The sequence below is a fragment of the Legionella lytica genome (assembly GCF_044626755.1).
GTDB classification, from domain to species: Bacteria; Pseudomonadota; Gammaproteobacteria; order Legionellales; family Legionellaceae; genus Legionella; species Legionella lytica_A.
Genome location: NZ_JBGORX010000005.1, coordinates 183,025 through 199,944, shown reverse-complemented (window position 1 = coordinate 199,944; position 16,920 = coordinate 183,025). Strand labels below are relative to the sequence as shown.

Here is a 16,920-nt window from a genome sequence, read left to right as displayed (position 1 = left end):
TGGTTTTAATATTAGGAAAAATCGCTTTTAATGCGGCACGGCTCATTGGTTCCATTTGCGCAATCTCGGACTCACTTAAAGTAATTGTTTCTATATTAGGAAGAGAGTTTCCTAATTTATTTAGCTCCTCTAAAGGTAACTGGTCAAGGTAATTACCGCTCAAATGAAGAGAACTTACGCTGGCCGGGAGAGCTACAAAGGCTTGCGCTAACTCAGCACCACTTTTGTTGCCAAGAGAGTTTTCACTCACATCAAGAGAATTCACGCTGGCCGGGAGGGCTGCAAAGGCTTGCGCTAATTCAGCACCGGTTTTTAGGTCAAGAGAATTGTAACTCACATCAAGAGAACTTACGCTGGCTGGGAGGGCTGCAAAGGCTTGTGCTAATTCAGCACCGCTTTTGTTGCCAAGGGAATTGAATCTCAAATTAAGTGAGCTGACACTGACTGGGAGAGCTGCAAAGGCATGCGCTATTTCCGCACCACTTTTTGGATCAAGGTTATTAAGATTGTATGTGTGCTGCATCAAATGCTCCTACGCTAATAATTAATATTAATTACCATTTATATCGAAATAAAATGATTCATTGTGCTCTTTGGGCTAATGAGAAATTAAGTATTTGGGCAGGCTAATCACAGCCTTTATAAGTCTTTTATGAGTCGAGCTCGTGATTGACACGTGATTAATTGCTTAAGTTTAACCCTGTAGTGACAAATAATAACCATTTTGGGTTGGTTTTGGGAATGCTCTTCCTTGGAAATTAATTTATTCCCAAATGGAAATTTGATGATGCCGCCAAGATCAAAGACCCTTGGCGGATATTAAGGTATGCTAATCTAATCTTTTCTGAGCATATGATGTAAATAAATGTTAGCTAATGCGACATCCGTGGGTGAGCTGTTTAAAGACCTTCATTTCCTTAGTGATTTGTTTAATTTATTAAGGACGAGTTCAACAATCTTATTTAAATATTTAATCCCACCCCTGAACATAAACAAAACCACTGGGCCATTGATGATATTTAAACCGTAAATTTTGACACAAATGAGGCCATAACCTCATTTAACACCCCACTAAATTGAGAGTTATTGGAATAGAGTTAGTATTATTTCCCGAAATAACACCTGTAGATGTTCCTTCGGACATGTCAAAAGTCGTTGTACAGCTGAATTCACAACTTTCTCCCGGGGCCAAGGAAGGTAGACAACTCGTTGTTGTACAGGTTGTATATGTGTCATCGACAGTGAAGTTAAGACCCAGAGCAGCTACAGAACCTGTATTAGTTACATTTATTGTCACAGGGGGATCACACGTCACATTATTTAAGGTATTTGTATCTGTTGCTATAGTAGTGGTAGTGCCTGTCGAGCATGGAATGGCTTGCATATCAAAAAAGGTGCTGCGAGTATTAGTACCTTTTACTATGATGTTGTTAATCAAAAACGATATTGAGGTGTTGGTGGTAAAAGATATTGTGCAGCTATTATTTGGATTTAGGTTGGTTGGGCAGCTATTGTTAGCTACTACGTAATTAATAAAATTACTATTCGTAGAATAAGCTTTGATGTTCTTAGCAACAATTCGCGAGTTATTTGTAATAGTGATGGTTCCAGGTTGTGATAAGCATGAGACAGGCGGTTCACTCACACTTATAAGACAATTTTGTAGCGACTTGGAGCAGGTACGCACACTTGCATCGCTTCCTCTCAAGCCTAATACAAGGTTAGCTTGTCCTTGTGCATTTATAGGACTAGCGGTAAGAGAAGTTAAAGGGAGAACTAAAAAGTAGCGCCATAGTTTAAAACTCATAAATTTTCCTTTATTTTTTATAGCTAAGTTATCCTCTATTTCTTTTTGAGGTCTTGTTTAAGATTAATGCTTCCAATTATTTGTGTAAATTAATTATTGGGGTAGGATGAATGTAACCTCGAATAATTAAGGAAAATCTGAAACGGAATATTTAAGGTAAATTTTTTTATTTGGCATAGGCAAAAACTCCGCCAAGGCTCCAGCAACTAATTTTGAATTTTTAGGAACAAATACTTCGCAAGTTACGGGGTGAACCAACTGGACAAGATGTATCGGATTGCATCCAGTATGGCCTGTCATCCTTAACAGAAGAATTTTTCCTGAAAATCTCTTCCTAACCCACATCTATGATACATCGCGATAGTTTTCATTAAAGAGAGGATAAATCCATATCGATCTCGCAGCATAGCCACGTCCGAAAACAGAAACTCTTAAACTTTCCATAATATTTTTGACTGAACCTACATCATCAAAATTTCCATTTGAGAAATAATTACTTTCCACATGAGCGCATTCTCACTTTAAAGCAACGTTGATAATATTTATCCAAGTTGAGTGTATCTTTAAACACAGTAACCGACTGTTAATAACAAGACCGCTAAAACAAGACTTAGGAAATCGGGGATTTACTAGCATAAATTCCTAATGTCTAGAATTGGCCTTAGAGCACAATAACTCATTCTAATTTAGATAAAAATGATAACTACATCAAGTATTTATTATAAGTAGGACATTTAATGAAGCAGACATACACACTGACTGACCTTGAACTAAAAAGTAGCTCTGAACTAGTACAAGCCTTTGCAGTCTTACCCTCCCGCGTGAATTCTCTTGATTTAGGTTTCAATTCTCTTGGTAACAAAAGCGGTGCTGAATTAGCGCAAGCCTTTGCAGACCTACCAGTCCGGATAAATTCTCTTGACTTGAGGGGAAATTCACTTTATGAAAAAAGCGGGGCGGAGTTAGCGCAAGCCTTAACTGCCTTACCAGCTAGCGTGAATTCTCTTAATTTGAGCGAAAATTTCCTTGGCTACATGAGTGGTGCTGAATTAGCACAAGCCTTTGCGTCCCTATCGCCCAGCATAAATTGCCTTGATTTAAGTTTCAATTACTTTTGCAAAAAAAACGGGGTTGAATTAGCTCAAGCCTTTGCAACTCTACCCGCCAAGGTAAAAACAGTTGCCTTGAAGTGCAATTCACTTTACGAAAAGAGTGGTGCTGAATTAGCGTATGCTTTCAGCGCCCTACCAGATAGCGTGAATTCTCTTGATTTGAGTTTTAATTGTCTTGGCGATAAAAGAGGGGTTGAATTAGCTCAAGCTTTTGCGGCTCTACCGGATAGCATGAATTCTCTTAATTTAAGCCGGAATGCCCTTCACAAAAAGAGCGGGACTGAATTAGTGCAAGCATTTGCGGTCCTACCGGCCAGCTTGAATTCTCTTAATTTAAGCCGGAATTCCCTTTACGAAAAGAGCGGGACTGAATTAGCGCAAGCCTTTGCGGCCGTACCGGCCAGCGTGAGATCTCTTGATTTGAGCGACAATATCCTTGACCAGTTACCTTTAGAGGAGCTAAATAAATTAAGAAACTCTCTTCCTAATATAGAAACAATTACTTTAAGTGAGTCCGAGATTGCGCAAATGGAGCCAATGAGCCGTGCCGCATTAAAAGCGATTTTTCCTAATATTAAAACCATTATCTTATTAGATAATTATGGAGCAATTAGAGGAGGTAATGATTTAGAGGCCCGTCACTATTTTGCTAGTAGGCTTGGATTAACCAAAACACCTCCTAGCCTTAAAAGTAATGTGGCTGCTTTTTTTGCTAGCCATACTGAACTCCAGGAGCAAAATAAGAATTTACCTTTGGAGCTACAGGAATTTACACAGCATTTTGTGTATTGGAATAGAGTATATTTTCATTATGTATCATTTGAATAAGATTGAGTTAGTCGTTTGGTGATGAATGCCTAAAATAACTTCTAAGCAAATCTATAAGAAGAGTACTCATTCCCATCAAGAAAATTCCAGGACAGATTGAGCCCTGAAATTATTTTTGACCACAATTTATTTTAAGCAGGTTGATGTAAATGCAAATAACAGGGCCTAACGCAACACCTAATCTGATGCACTCTATGCAAATTTTGTTACAATTTTTCTTTGAGCCAGCCACTAAATGGAACGCGCGCCTACTATTCGCTGGATTGGTATTAAGTGTTTTGACCCTGACAGGGCTTGGGATAGCATTGGGCTGGTGGTGTTTTCCTTCGGTATACACCGCTTTTATTGCTAAAGATACAGTTCTGCTATTTACCAGTGCACTCAGGACCTTGTTAATCGCAAGCCTTATATGTGGCAGTAGCTATGGATCAAATTGTCTTAAAAATAAATTATTCCAAGAGTGGGGGTCCTGGTTAACTAGCAGATTGACTGAGCAATATAATAAACATCATCTGAAAATTTTTAGAAGTTATAGAGATAAATTGGATAATCCAGAGCAACGTATTCAAGAAGACGCTGAGAATGTTGTGCAGGCAACGCTGGATTTATCTGTAGGTTTAATTGAGAACCTGTCTAATTTCATCATGTTCACCACGCTATTAGCGGTAACGGGAGGTCCTCTTTCATTAAGTATTTTAGGGCTTAATATAGTTATTCCGGGCTTTTTCATCTGGGTGGCTTTACTCACAGGGATTTGTTCTTCAGTAATCGCTTATTTTGTAAGCAGCTCGTTACAGACTGCTACTTTAGAGGAAACAAAATGCCGTTCTAATTTTAGGGCCAACTTACAGCAGCTGACCATTTTTTCCGAAGAAATAGCTCTGGAAGGTGGTAGTGAATACTTTGAAGCACATCTAAAAAAGAACATAGATGAATTTTATACTAAATCCCTACAACGATTATCAATTCAAAATAGGGTTAATACGTTTAATATGTTTATTAATACAGTGCAAGCTCTTGTCCCTTTCTTTGCTGCTGCTCCACTTTATTATAACGATGTCATTACTTTGGATGCATTTTTTTCTATAGGATATTATTTTTCTATGGTTACCCGTTCATTAAACTGGTTTATCAATTCATTCGAAAAGATTAATCAATTTCAATCCAGCCTTAGCCGAATTACTGAATTACAGCAGGTTTTTGATGAAAATAATTCATCCCAAGGGATTATGCGTATTATAAGCGCTGGTAATGAGCTGGAAATTAACGATGTAAAACTTACATCGCCGAATGATGGCCAAGTAATTATAAAAGGACTTAATTTAAAATTTTCTGCTGGTATTGATACCATGATTCAAGCTCTATCCGGTACGGGAAAAAGTACTCTGTACAAAGCAATAGGAGGAACTTGGTTATCGGGTGAGGGCGAGATTATTATTCCTCATAGCCTTGACTCAATTTATTTTTTACCACAAACACCAACTATTCCTGACAATACGTTAAGAAATATACTTGCCTACCCTCAAGCAGAGTGTAAGTACTCTGATGCGGAACTCCTTTTTACATTAGAGGCAGTAGGAATGGGACATCTTGCTGAAAAACTCGATGAACGTATACAGCTTAATTCGCCTCTTTCTTTAGGGCAAAAGCAGCGAATTGCATTAGCCCGTGTCCTACTAAGGAAACCAGACTGGGTATTTTTAGATGAGGCAACTGCGTCTTTAGATGAAAAGGCAGAAGCTACAGCCTATACTTGTCTTAAGGAAAACCTACCCAATATAACCATTATTAGTATTGCTCATCGCTCTACAGTAAAACGCTATCATAATAGGGTGTTATTTTTTAACATGGATTCAGAGAAAGATGTACAAATCAGTGAACAAGCTTGTTTTGAGTCTGTTGCTTTAATTGAGCCGGCAGGGCTTTAATCGAGAAGAGATGAGGCGATGTGTTTCCTAAATCAAAAAGAGAATGAGCAGCACTCGCGCATTCTTGGTGCGACTTATTATTTATCGCGTACGGAGGATTTCTCAAATCTACTCAATTACGTGCGAGTCGATCCCTGCTGTGGACAATAACAGTATCTCCATCCCGTACATAATTAAGTAGTGCTTCTAATTGAGTACGGTGAATATCTTTTCCCGAGGCCAAATGCAATTCCGTCTAATTGCCGATCCGTATTTTGATCAAAACTACTTACAGGAATATAACCGATATTTTTCCAGTCATTATTTGGTTCGCGTGAGTAGTGTCAGGTTAAAATCAATGGCTTTAATAATAAAGTGTCAATAAACTTATATATTATATTTTCCTGACACTATATTTTTGCCGATACCTGACGTCAATTTAAGGTATACTCCAAACTGACACACACCCTCCTGAGCTTTCTTCTAAATTGGGAATAAATGAGAGTGATCTTGAGGTATAAAAGCAACATATTTGCTCATTAATAAATGAGACCTATCCCGAAAATGGATTTAATACTGATTTTCGTTTTGCAAAGAGTCATATTTAGATTATTTTAGGCTTTGGGTATTTGCAATTATTTCTTTTTTATCCGCGACAGGCTGGAGGAGTGAAGCCTCAGAAAAGAACCGGGATGAGCTCAAATTCAACGATTGAACAAGTCTTTTTTTAATTTCTTCCACAGAAAGGCTTTGTCTTTTTAAATCTTGATAAAAATTGTCAAGTTTTTCAATCCGAATAGAAGCACCATGATAAGCAGCAATTTCACATGCATTTTCATTACCAATAAGAGATAGTACCTCTTGGTATTTAATAACAGAGCTAATATTTTTTCCACCACCATGAAAAGCAGCTATTTTGGTTATTTGCTCATGTGTAAAATTTAAATCAATTAATTGATGATGATTTTTAATAACAGCTGAACAATTACTAGCTCCTCCATTAGGAATGGCTATATGGATAAATTGATTTAACGAATATCCTAACTTTTTTATATCAAAAATATAAATTAAAGCTTTTTCTATATTTTTTGGTCCATATGGAGAGAAGCTAATTCGTTTAATCTGGTCTGGAGAAAAATATTGGCTTAGTATTCCAATATTTACACTAGGTGCTTTATCAAAAAAATTAGGTGCGTTTGGCCTAGGCCTTTTTTTACGAGGCTCATCTTCTAATGAAAAAAAACGTTCCATCTCATTATAAAGCCTGCGCTCTTTTTCATTAAATGATTCAATAGAGAGTTCTCTTGTCGATTGATCATCTAGAAGAAAAGACTGTAATGCTTCGATGTTCCAAGAAGGAACAGGTTGAATTAGCAGGGAATTATTCTTTTTAAAAGAATTTAACGGGGATGTAATGTTTTTTTTCATAAAAATAAAATAACAAAAGAAGAGCATTTTACGTCATGCTCAAGGAAAAAGCAAAAATTGACTATTTATTATAGCTTTTATGCGACATATATAAGTACACATCACTTGATGGCTGATGTTGCCATACTCAATGTAATTGAGGAAAAAACCTTTATCCTTTGTGCTGGCATAAACTCTTAATTTTAAAATAAGGGCATTGTTTTGAATCGCCAGATCGCCTCCACGTGTGGGAATTCTTGATAAAACTTTACCTAAACTTATCAATGCATTCCTGATTGATACCCCTCAATACAAACTTTCATAGAAACTTAAGAATCCCTTCACCTTGGTTCCCTATACTAAAGAAACAAGCAACTACCAAGTTCCCAGATTGGGAAGTAAATAGGAAGAGAATATCATGAACTTCAAGTCAAAACTCGCAGCTTATTCGTATACTATCTCCCTATTAAATAAGATGATGGTAGAGAATAATGCAGGAGAAGTAGCACTTAAAAATTGTATCGAGAATGTTCGCATTGCCGTTGAAAACCATGAGCAAAATCCACAAGTGGTGATTGATCTGCTCCAAACACTAATTGCAACGGAACAATTATCCCCAGAGCGTATAGCCCTTATCACTCGATTACAAAAAGACATTAAAAACAGTGATTATCAACAAAGTCCGCAAGACAAATATGAGAATCCTTTGGCTCGTCGTTTTGAAAGTGAATGTGCTATTCAGCTGTTAGTGAATCCAACAACCGCAATGCTTGATGCGGTCGGGCAGGTATCTGCCCAACTTATTCAGTATTTAGACCATTTAACGGAAGAAGAGCTGAAAACGATTGAGTGTGATATTTTTTGTGAAGAGTACCATGCTATTTCTTTTGGCGCATTTAAAAAGGAACCGACACTAGACAACATTAAGGGGATATTGCAGGCTAACGATAAAGTACAGTTAGCGGAAATCATACATATTCATTATAAGTTAGCGCAATTTGTAAGTCGTGAATATCCTATTCGCCATCATGGTGAAGCAAACAAGGTAACAGTCGTTGGAGAATTTGCCCATATTATCAATGAATTTTATTCTAAACGTAAAGATCCTACCGCCGCTTTTTTCACAAGGCTTGCACTCGATAATTTGGGAAATAAACTACGTTATCATATTTCGGATGATAAGCTATATGATAGTCCTTTATACACAGCGGGTGATAATAGAGGACGGGGCAAAAATGCAGATATGCTCCGAACTTGTCAAACCGGTTTGATGTTAAGAGGACAAGAAAAGTTCGAGGAGGGGTTCTTTAAGCATGCATCTTCGTGGGTTGCTGATTGTAAGAGCCAGTCTGTTAATTTAGAGTCACAATATGTAATTGATTTAATTGATAATGACGCTGTATATGTCTCAGGTCCATCGGGAATGACCAGTAATTTTTTAAATCAAATGGAAATTATTGCCAATTTAGACAATGAAGATTTAAAAAAGAACTATTTGGCTGCTTTTGCAAGCTATATTGTGGCAGGAGGATTTCATAGCTGGCATGAAGTTCTTGGCCCGGCCCAATATGCGTTGAATTTAGTCCCTGGATACCAGGTCACTGTTATTGAACCAGGAAAATTAGCTCCTCCTCCTAATTACCATCAATTTTTTGCTCAACAAGCTGCCATTGACCATGAGTTTAGTGACCGCTTGGATGAGGCATGGACGAATTACCTTAGATTCTTTAAAACAATCTATCAACCACAATATCTGCCAATAGAACATCATTTGGAGTTGCCCCAACAAGTACAGCCAAATAGAGAAGAAATTTCGCCGGTAGAGCCACAACAAGAAAAATATGAAATGTCCGATACGTTGAAAAAAGATTTGTTGGCTGAAATTGACAAATATATTCGTGCACGAGGTAATGATAAAGGAAAAGTTCACTTTTTTTGGAAAGTGATGCATAACACGAAAGCAGCAGAGGAAAAATTAAGCGAGGTAATTTCATTAAAAAAAATGGTGGGTTTGGGAGATATAGATTCCATTAAAGATTTTGTCGTCCAGAAAAAAGCTTTGTTAAATAATACTCAACAAGCCTCGGAAAAAATCAGCTATAATAGGCTGCTTTCTCAGCTAGATACGATAATAGAGCAAGCTAAAGGAGCCCAATATCAGCCTAATTTTACTCATTTTTAAACAAATAACCTCAAGGAGATCTCGATATGTTTCAATCGCTATATCATCCTGCTCAAGGAAAAGAAAAATTATTAAATTGGTTGGCATTAAATGCTCCTGGTAAAACTACGGCTAGGTTTGATTCATTTAAACTCTCGTCAGATGATGTAATTAGGATTGCCTCAGCTCTAGAAAAAAATAATCAGGTAAAAACGCTAAGTTTTAGGGATTGTGGTCTGAGTTCGGAAGACATAGGCGTACTTCACGGCGCTATTTTAAAAAATAGTACTTTAGAAGAGGTGAAGATCGAGAAATTTAAGACTTATCCAACTGATATTCTAGAGTTAATAGAAGGAATTGATACGCATGTTACAAACAATATGGAGAATAAGCAGAAAACAACTTTAAGCAAATAAGACCCGGGTAAATGCATCGAAAGAATCGTTTTAGATGTTTCTCGGAAAAAAGTAAAAATTAATTTTGTCTTGTGTTTTAACGGTTCTTAATGGAGATTTTATGTTTAGTGAAGAAGTTAAGCAGATGCAAGGTAAGGATAAATCCAATGTTTTTGCCTTGTTTATAACAAAACTCTCTTACTACTCTTGTCCAGGCCAGGAAGATAAACAACTCATCGACTCAATCATTAAGAACATAAAGCCATATTTTTTTAATCATAGTTATAACTTCCTGGTTTTAGAAGATCTGATTAAGTATAAGTTATCACTATATAAACTTATCTCAAAGCCCCTTGCCGCTTTTCTACAAGAAGTCGTTGAATGTATAAAAAATCGTGATTTTAAGAAATATTTTGAGCATGATACTATTCAACACGAGGATTTAGAATGCCGAGTGCAACGAGTTTTCGAATCTAATTTGGCGATCAAAATCCTCTCTAATCCAAGCAAAGGCATGTGGAAGAGTATCAATAAAATTAGCCTTGCTATCATTTCATTATTGAAAAAGTATCGCCATCAGTCATTTTTAAATGAATTTCTTGATGATTTGGGACCAAGCATTGATTCCAAGGACATGCCTCATTTAGCTTTGGCATTTGGACGTTTTGCGCACCGGCCCTCGATAGGCGAGGTGATTGAGACACTGAAAAAGCAAGATGATTTCGTACAAATTATGTTGATTCACTTTATGTTTTTCCGAGACGCTTATCAATCTATCCCACTCTTGAAGCTCCCAAAAAATCTTGATACTTATCAAGGTGATTTCAAGCAGTATTTACGTAAAGAATGGGTGGCTAATGAAGATCCGCGGATTTTTTTCTGGGATTATATCCATTTCTCTCCTGATCTTTATAACGATCGTGGAAGGGGCGAATTTCATGATGAATTGTCATGTCGTTTAGGCATTAGCACCCATGACGAGGATATTGAAGATTACCCTCAAAGGGATACGAGCTGGTTACCTGATTGCCTTTGTCAGGAAGCAGATATAAATTCAGAGTACGTTAAATCATTGGTTGCACGTAACATTCCCTATGTAGCTGGGGCATCAGGAATGACTTCCCTTTTTTGTGGGGCAATGTTGTTTTTAGGACAATTTACTGAGCAAGAAGAGTATAACTGCTATCTTCTTAATGTTATGGCGTTTATTGTCGGTGGTGGTTTACATAGTATTCATGAAGTCTTGACGGTCCCTCGTGTCCGCTTAGGCTTGCTTGAGCAATATGACCTTTCTCGTACAAAACTTGGTAGCTATCACCATTTTTTTGCCTTGTTTCAAGAGGACCCGGTTATACAGCAAAACATTGATAATGCTTGGGAGTCAACAATAATTTGGATAAAAAAGCATTATTCACAGCTGATACCAATTCAAGCGATTGAGGAGCATATAGACCTTAGGTTCAATAGCGGATTTAATTACCACTGACATTTGATTTGATCTAATAATTCAATCCACATGATAAATTGATGGCACGGTGTCTAAAAAATAGGGTACTCTATTTGCTGCCTATAAAAGTCCAACTAAAGAAATTATGCTACCTCGATTCCGCATTAAGAAAAAGTTTTTTCTCCCTAAATTAATCATGGTTTTTTTTTATGCAGCAATTCCTTTGCCTCAGCTCCCATTGTGAACGACATTACCTTACTAAATCCGATCGCAGTAAAAGAAATCTTAGCTCCTAAATCTATCGACGAAATAAGCCAGCTTATAAAAAATCATCCTGGTCCGATTTCTATTGGTGGGGGAAGATTCAGTCAAGGAGGGCAAATTGCCACGGACAATACGCTATTTATTGACATGCGTAGTCTAAATCACATTCTAACCCTTGATAAAGAAAGGCTTTTAATCACCGTAGAAGCAGGAATTACCTGGAGAAGAGTTCAAGAAGAAATTGATAAATACAATCTGTCCCTACAAATCATGCAGTCATTCTCCAGCTTTACAGTTGGAGGATCGCTCAGTGTTAATGCACATGGACGCTACGTCAATGAAGGGGCAATTATTAAATCCGTTAAATCAATTAAAATTGTCCTTGCCGATGGGCAAATTGTGAGTGCCAGCAGAGATGAAAATAGCGAGCTTTTTTTCGGCATCTTGGGTGGTTATGGTGGACTTGGCGTTATTGTTGAGGCCACCCTCTCCCTGAGTACGAACACTCCGCTAAAAAGAGTTGCTCAAAAAATGAATATAGCCAACTATAAGAATTACTTTCTCCAAAATGTTCGCCACACCCAAGATACAGTCTTTCATAATGCCGATTTATATCCTCCTAATTTTCAGTATATTAATGCCATAACCTGGAAAAAAACTAATGAGCCGGTCACAATAAAAGAAAGACTCGCCCCGATAAGCCGCCCTTCTGCATATCAAGAATTTCTTTTAAATTGGGTCGCAGAGAGCAACTCAGGTAAATATTTCCGGCAACATATTTATAATCGTTATGAAAATTTAAGCCCCATTATCGAATGGCGTAACTATGAAGCCAGTTATGATGTACTGATCATTGAACCAACTTCTCGCGCAAAATCCACCTACGTGCTACAGGAATATTTTATCCCGATCAAGAATTTTGATTTATTTACTAAAAAAATGATTGCGATCTTGAAACGAAACCAGGTAAATGTGTTGAACATTTCCATCCGTCATGCCCTACCCGATAATGAATCTTATTTATCATGGTCGAGAACGGAAGTTTTTTCATTTGTTATTTATTACCAACAAGGGGTTACTGAGACAGATAAAGGAAATGTTAAAAAATGGACGTCTGCCCTAATTGATGCGGCATTGGAGGAAGGTGGAACCTATTACTTACCTTATCAAATTATTGCCTCTAAGGATCAGTTTTTACAAGCATACCCCAATGCTCCTGATTTCTTCCGCTTAAAAAGCAAATGGGATCCTGATTATAAATTTAGAAATAAACTTTTTGATCAGTACTATACCCCCACTTCGCCAGAAAGTGCTAAAATATAGCTATAAGGACGACCTTATCCATCACGGTTTATCATTTCTGGACGGCCAGACTATTTATAAGGAATAATAAAATGGCCTGGATCTATTTATTTTTCGCAGGATTACTTGAAGTTGTTTGGGCATATTATATGAAACAATCTTCAGGTTTCACTAAACTGACCCCATCACTTATTACCCTTATTACTATGGCTCTTAGTTTTATACTCTTGTCCATATCCATGAGAAGCCTATCCTTAGGTACGGCGTATGCAATTTGGACTGGTATAGGCACAGTGGGGGCATTCTTATTAGGCATCTTCCTGCTAGGAGAGCCCGCAAATATATTAAGAATAATCGCGGCACTGTTAATTATTAGTGGGCTGGTTTTGATGAAGGTTTCGGGTTAAAAAGAACCTTCGCCAATATTTATGTATACTTGTTATTTCTCTGCCATAATAATAAATGTAGTGATAAAGCAAGCCGAGGTTCGCAGCGCACACCCCGGGTTGCTTCACTGCGTTCGCAATGATGTTGATGCCAAATCAGTTTAAAAATTTAATTTAGGCAATAACCCTTCATTGCTGTAAAGGTCAGATAAGTCGTCAATGAAAAGATTAATTTATCCCAGCAGCAAAACTAGCAGAAGCTGAAAAGCACATGGTTCCATCCACAAAATAGATTACAGATAGATATTATAGCCAAAAAGCTTGTCTTACCCCTCTAACGCAATTAAATGCAATGTGATTGAATAAAGCTTATAACCGTTTTGACAAAATGTGGGTCCCAAAGATTATGATGATCTTTGTCATCTAATGCCACAAAGGTTTTGGGCTCATTAGCCTGCTTAAAAAGTGTCAATCCTTGCTCAAAGGGTATAAGCTTGTCTTGTTTACCATGCAAAATAAGCAGCGGAGCTTTCACATGATGTATCCTTGCAAGCGAGTTATATTTATCCCAAGGTGGTATAAAAATCCATGGGTAATGATAACGGGCAACTGCTGTCAAGGAAGTATATGGAGACTGAAGGACTACTGAACAAGTGGAAAATTCCTCCGCCATTTTTACGGCCACACCAGTACCTATAGACTCACCATAAAGCACTAAGTGAGACGCTGAAATACCTTGCTGCTGCAAAAAATGGATGGCAGTACGTGCATCCGTATAAAACCCCTCCTCTGTAGGGCTTCCCTTATTAACACCAAAACCACGATACTCCAAAAGCAACACCCCAAATCCTGCATCCATAAATGCACGGGCTAAAAACATACGATAACCGATATGCCCCGCATTCCCATGCAGGAATAAAATCGTGGGTTGATTCTCTTTAGCGGGTTTATACCAAGCAAGTAAATCGATGCCATCACTTGTTTCAAGGCGCAGCTCTTGCATATCCGCAGCATGGTAAACTTGTCGGCTGGGTTCTTCATGGGCAGGAAAATAAATTAAATTTCGTTGAAAAACATACATTGCTACGGAGAAAATAATTAACGTAGCACAAACAACCTTAAGAATACCTATAAGCATGGTCAAAAATCCTAAGAAAGTAAATTGACTGATCTCTTTCATTATTACCACTACACTATTTTTTTCAAGTAACTCAATCAGTCCCTGCAAAAACCGCAAATTACGCAATACAGACAATCATGCTATATAATTAAATACATAACCTGCACAAGGATGTCTGCTTTCATGAGAAAAATAATCTTGGTTTTATTAGTCCTACTACCCGAACTATTTCTAACGGGCTGCGTTATTGGTGCAAACTCTTCTCCCGAATACATAGCCCCTGCTTACAATCGAAATTATGTCTCTTCTACGGGCTATGGTATGAGTGATTATGGTCTTGGATTTGGAACGAGTAATCCTCGTTATGGGCTAATGGATTTTGGTATCGAACATTAGGAAAACCCAATTTTCCTATTTTATTGATCATTCAGTTCATTAAGGAAGACTCTGCCCCGTCAACTTTTTATGCAGAAAACCACCTACTTTGATTGGAAATACAACTATAGAAAAGTCAGAAACCAAAGATACGTTTAAAGCAGCGCTTGTCAAGACGCTATAAAACACTCAATCTTGACGTAAGCCCGTATTAGCGCAGCATAATACGGCTACGCATAATGAGCTTTACTCCTCTCTATTGCTCGCAGTGATGCTCTTCCTTGAGCTCGATGTCTTGATGTGATAATTCGTTTTTGATGATGTACTTTTTTAAGAGATGTAACACAATTCCCTCTATTTTATCATCGGTGGTATCAAATGATTTCTCGATGCTTTTATTATCCATAATCACTCCTTCAGTAATTGTCTAACAAACGTTTTATTAGCAATCAGGATGGTCTATTTTAGTCAGTGATTAGTTTTTAACAATTATGGTTTTCCACAAATAAGGGATAAATATAGAAAGTCTATTCATGATAAGTTAGGCTATGATGAGTGAACCATTTAATGAACTTATTATGACCTTAAAATTAGGCTGGCTACATGAGCTTTACATCAATTGGCAAAATGATCGCGTATCAAGTCTTGCCGCAGCCCTTGCTTACTACACCCTATTTTCTCTAGCTCCAGTTTTATTGATTTGTATTTCCTTAGTAGGAACCTTATATGGAGAGGATGCTGCCCGGGGACAGATATTAGGGCAAGTTCAATCCTTATTGGGAGAACAAACTGCTTTGCAAATCCAAGAAATGATAAAAAATGTCAATCATCCTTCTTCTGCATTCATCGCCCGCATTTTTAGTATTATCGTTTTATTATTTACTGCCTCACGTGTATTTAACTCCATTCAAGAAGGCTTAAATATTATCTGGGGTGTTAAAGTGAATCACCACCAAAAATGGTTTGCCGCGATTAAAAATCAATTTGTCTCATTTGCGATGATATTAATTTTTGCTTTTTTACTCTTTTCCTCCTTAGTATTAAGCGCCCTATTAGCAATTTTAAGCAGCCATATTAATTATTTTATTGGTACGAGCATCTTCATTGAACTTGTAATCAGTTACTCATTTTCTTTTTTATTAGTCACCCTACTCTTTGCCCTGATGTTTAAGAGCTTGCCTGATATCGAGCTTAAATGGAGCAATGTATGGGTCGGTGCCCTAATCACCGCCGTATTATTTAGCCTGGGGAAAATAGCCATCGGCTTTTATTTGAATAAAGCTGAGATTGTCTCTGTCTTTGGTGCGGCAAGCTCGATTATCGTGCTGTTAATATGGGTTTATTACTCGGCACAAATATTCTTTATCGGTGCGGAAATAACCAAGATTTATACGAATCATAGAGCATCCCTTCCCAGATCGGTAATTGAACCTTAATGCGGTGTGCCTTTGAGTACGATCAAGAGACCAAGGCCTTATTGGCAAGCTCATCATGCACGCACAGAGAAGGAAAAAATAGCTACACTTCGTTTATTACTCACACAATTCGGCCATTAGTTCTTAATTATACTAGTAACTACTAACGGTTTCTGAAAATACGTTTGCTTGTTCTTGAATTAATGTGGAGCTAGGAATGGCGCGATCTATGTGTAAAGGAGATATTTCTTTTGGACTGGGATATATATTCCAGTCTCATTTTTTTCTCTCGATGTAAATAATAAGATTCATTTTCATCTGCTAAATGTGAAATGAATTCCCATGTCTGCTATCAACTTGTCGATGAAGCAACAAGTATATAGGTACCAACCTGATGAAATTGTTAAAGGTTATGAATATGAGAAAGATAGTTACATCATTGTAAATGAAAAAGATTTTGATAAAAAAAGTCTTGAGGTATTTAAAAACCATCTATATTGAAGAATTTGTCGACCTCAATAGATAATTTATATTACACCAAGCCCTATTACCTGATACTGGAAGGAAAGAATAAAGAAGCTTATGTGCTCCTTCGAGAAGCATATAGCAATAAAAGATTTTTTCCTAAGACCACGTTCGGGTAAAAACTACTGCATTTGACTTCAAAAAACGTCTCCGTTCCATTCAATGAACGAATATACGCCCATCTGCTAATAAAGATTTGAATATCTCCATCTTGGCAAAAATATCACCTAGGTGTATTTTAAAGATCTAATTATGGATACTCCCCTCCCCTTCCATAAATGAAGAGAGTGTTTTACTAGTAATTCACACAAGTTCTTCCCTTCTCTAGTCAAAGATGAGTTGAAAAAAGTCAGAGCGCTATAAGCTAGAGAGGTTTCTCCTTAAGGTTAAGGAATTGACGTTGCTATTCCTGATTAAACCTAAATCTATCTTAAATAAGGTAAAATAGTTTATTCTGATATTTACGTAT

General features: G+C 37.3%; 15 protein-coding genes. 9 read left to right on the top strand and 6 right to left on the bottom strand.

Features of this window, described 5'->3' with window-relative positions:
• Both ACD661_RS12505 and ACD661_RS12500 read right to left on the bottom strand, forming a co-directional pair.
• Nucleotides 1-523, bottom strand: a 523-nt coding sequence (locus tag ACD661_RS12505) for a leucine-rich repeat domain-containing protein (protein ID WP_472975198.1), incomplete at its 3' end; no start/stop codon positions are given.
• A gap of 537 nt (nucleotides 524-1,060) precedes the next feature.
• Complete coding sequence (locus tag ACD661_RS12500; protein WP_400188202.1) at nucleotides 1,061-1,807, bottom strand: hypothetical protein; 747 nt, start codon at nucleotides 1,805-1,807, stop codon at nucleotides 1,061-1,063.
• A 737-nt stretch (nucleotides 1,808-2,544) separates the two neighbouring features.
• On the opposite strand from ACD661_RS12500, the gene ACD661_RS12495 reads away from it, so the two are divergent.
• Together ACD661_RS12495 and ACD661_RS12490 are read left to right on the top strand one after the other, a co-directional pair.
• Nucleotides 2,545-3,747, top strand: a complete 1,203-nt coding sequence (locus ACD661_RS12495) for a leucine-rich repeat domain-containing protein (protein WP_400188201.1) — start codon at nucleotides 2,545-2,547, stop codon at nucleotides 3,745-3,747.
• 149 nt (nucleotides 3,748-3,896) lie between these two features.
• A complete protein-coding gene (locus ACD661_RS12490; protein ID WP_400188200.1) occupies nucleotides 3,897-5,675 on the top strand; it encodes an ABC transporter ATP-binding protein/permease in 1,779 nt (592 codons plus the stop codon).
• A gap of 112 nt (nucleotides 5,676-5,787) precedes the next feature.
• Here the strand turns inward: ACD661_RS12490 and ACD661_RS17040 are convergent, their stop codons facing one another.
• Entirely contained in the window at nucleotides 5,788-5,898 is a 111-nt protein-coding gene (locus ACD661_RS17040; protein WP_472975197.1) for a recombinase family protein, read from the bottom strand.
• Between the two features lie 365 nt (nucleotides 5,899-6,263).
• The gene (locus tag ACD661_RS12480; protein ID WP_400188199.1) at nucleotides 6,264-7,082 is read right to left on the bottom strand and encodes a hypothetical protein; all 819 of its coding nucleotides are present in this window, start codon (nucleotides 7,080-7,082) and stop codon (nucleotides 6,264-6,266) included.
• Between the two features lie 397 nt (nucleotides 7,083-7,479).
• Between ACD661_RS12480 and ACD661_RS12475 the strand changes: the two genes are divergently transcribed.
• The 5 genes from ACD661_RS12475 (at nucleotide 7,480) to ACD661_RS12455 (ending at nucleotide 13,037) form a co-directional block, all read left to right on the top strand.
• On the top strand, nucleotides 7,480-9,243 hold the full coding sequence (locus tag ACD661_RS12475; RefSeq protein WP_400188198.1) for a hypothetical protein: 1,764 nt from the start codon (nucleotides 7,480-7,482) through the stop codon (nucleotides 9,241-9,243).
• A gap of 26 nt (nucleotides 9,244-9,269) precedes the next feature.
• On the top strand, nucleotides 9,270-9,638 hold the full coding sequence (locus ACD661_RS12470; protein WP_400188197.1) for a hypothetical protein: 369 nt from the start codon (nucleotides 9,270-9,272) through the stop codon (nucleotides 9,636-9,638).
• A gap of 100 nt (nucleotides 9,639-9,738) precedes the next feature.
• Nucleotides 9,739-11,103, top strand: a complete 1,365-nt coding sequence (locus ACD661_RS12465; protein WP_400188196.1) for a hypothetical protein — start codon at nucleotides 9,739-9,741, stop codon at nucleotides 11,101-11,103.
• A 201-nt stretch (nucleotides 11,104-11,304) separates the two neighbouring features.
• Nucleotides 11,305-12,651, top strand: a complete 1,347-nt coding sequence (locus ACD661_RS12460) for an FAD-binding oxidoreductase (RefSeq protein ID WP_400188195.1) — start codon at nucleotides 11,305-11,307, stop codon at nucleotides 12,649-12,651.
• A 71-nt stretch (nucleotides 12,652-12,722) separates the two neighbouring features.
• Nucleotides 12,723-13,037, top strand: a complete 315-nt coding sequence (locus tag ACD661_RS12455) for a DMT family transporter (RefSeq protein ID WP_400188194.1) — start codon at nucleotides 12,723-12,725, stop codon at nucleotides 13,035-13,037.
• 322 nt (nucleotides 13,038-13,359) lie between these two features.
• Here ACD661_RS12455 and ACD661_RS12450 read toward each other — a convergent pair whose 3' ends face one another.
• Entirely contained in the window at nucleotides 13,360-14,196 is an 837-nt protein-coding gene (locus ACD661_RS12450) for an alpha/beta hydrolase (protein WP_400188193.1), read from the bottom strand.
• Nucleotides 14,197-14,319: 123 nt separating this feature from the next.
• Here ACD661_RS12450 and ACD661_RS12445 point away from each other — a divergent pair, with 123 nt between their 5' ends.
• Entirely contained in the window at nucleotides 14,320-14,532 is a 213-nt protein-coding gene (locus tag ACD661_RS12445; protein WP_400188192.1) for a hypothetical protein, read from the top strand.
• 235 nt (nucleotides 14,533-14,767) lie between these two features.
• Here ACD661_RS12445 and ACD661_RS12440 read toward each other — a convergent pair whose 3' ends face one another.
• Nucleotides 14,768-14,917, bottom strand: a complete 150-nt coding sequence (locus ACD661_RS12440) for a hypothetical protein (RefSeq protein ID WP_400188191.1) — start codon at nucleotides 14,915-14,917, stop codon at nucleotides 14,768-14,770.
• A 172-nt stretch (nucleotides 14,918-15,089) separates the two neighbouring features.
• On the opposite strand from ACD661_RS12440, the gene ACD661_RS12435 reads away from it, so the two are divergent.
• Nucleotides 15,090-15,947, top strand: coding sequence for a YihY/virulence factor BrkB family protein (locus ACD661_RS12435; protein ID WP_400188190.1), 858 nt, complete (start codon nucleotides 15,090-15,092; stop codon nucleotides 15,945-15,947).
• The last annotated feature ends 973 nt before the right edge of the window (nucleotides 15,948-16,920 follow it).

Coding starts and splice junctions, on each gene's coding strand:
- ACD661_RS12440 (WP_400188191.1), bottom strand. CDS start 14,917: ATGGATAATAAAAGCATCGAGAAATCATTTGATACCACCGATGATAAA.
- ACD661_RS12435 (WP_400188190.1), top strand. CDS start 15,090: ATGACCTTAAAATTAGGCTGGCTACATGAGCTTTACATCAATTGGCAA.
- ACD661_RS12455 (WP_400188194.1), top strand. CDS start 12,723: ATGGCCTGGATCTATTTATTTTTCGCAGGATTACTTGAAGTTGTTTGG.
- ACD661_RS12500 (WP_400188202.1), bottom strand. CDS start 1,807: ATGAGTTTTAAACTATGGCGCTACTTTTTAGTTCTCCCTTTAACTTCT.
- ACD661_RS12470 (WP_400188197.1), top strand. CDS start 9,270: ATGTTTCAATCGCTATATCATCCTGCTCAAGGAAAAGAAAAATTATTA.
- ACD661_RS12495 (WP_400188201.1), top strand. CDS start 2,545: ATGAAGCAGACATACACACTGACTGACCTTGAACTAAAAAGTAGCTCT.
- ACD661_RS12465 (WP_400188196.1), top strand. CDS start 9,739: ATGTTTAGTGAAGAAGTTAAGCAGATGCAAGGTAAGGATAAATCCAAT.
- ACD661_RS12475 (WP_400188198.1), top strand. CDS start 7,480: ATGAACTTCAAGTCAAAACTCGCAGCTTATTCGTATACTATCTCCCTA.
- ACD661_RS12490 (WP_400188200.1), top strand. CDS start 3,897: ATGCAAATAACAGGGCCTAACGCAACACCTAATCTGATGCACTCTATG.
- ACD661_RS12445 (WP_400188192.1), top strand. CDS start 14,320: ATGAGAAAAATAATCTTGGTTTTATTAGTCCTACTACCCGAACTATTT.
- ACD661_RS12450 (WP_400188193.1), bottom strand. CDS start 14,196: ATGAAAGAGATCAGTCAATTTACTTTCTTAGGATTTTTGACCATGCTT.
- ACD661_RS12480 (WP_400188199.1), bottom strand. CDS start 7,082: ATGAAAAAAAACATTACATCCCCGTTAAATTCTTTTAAAAAGAATAAT.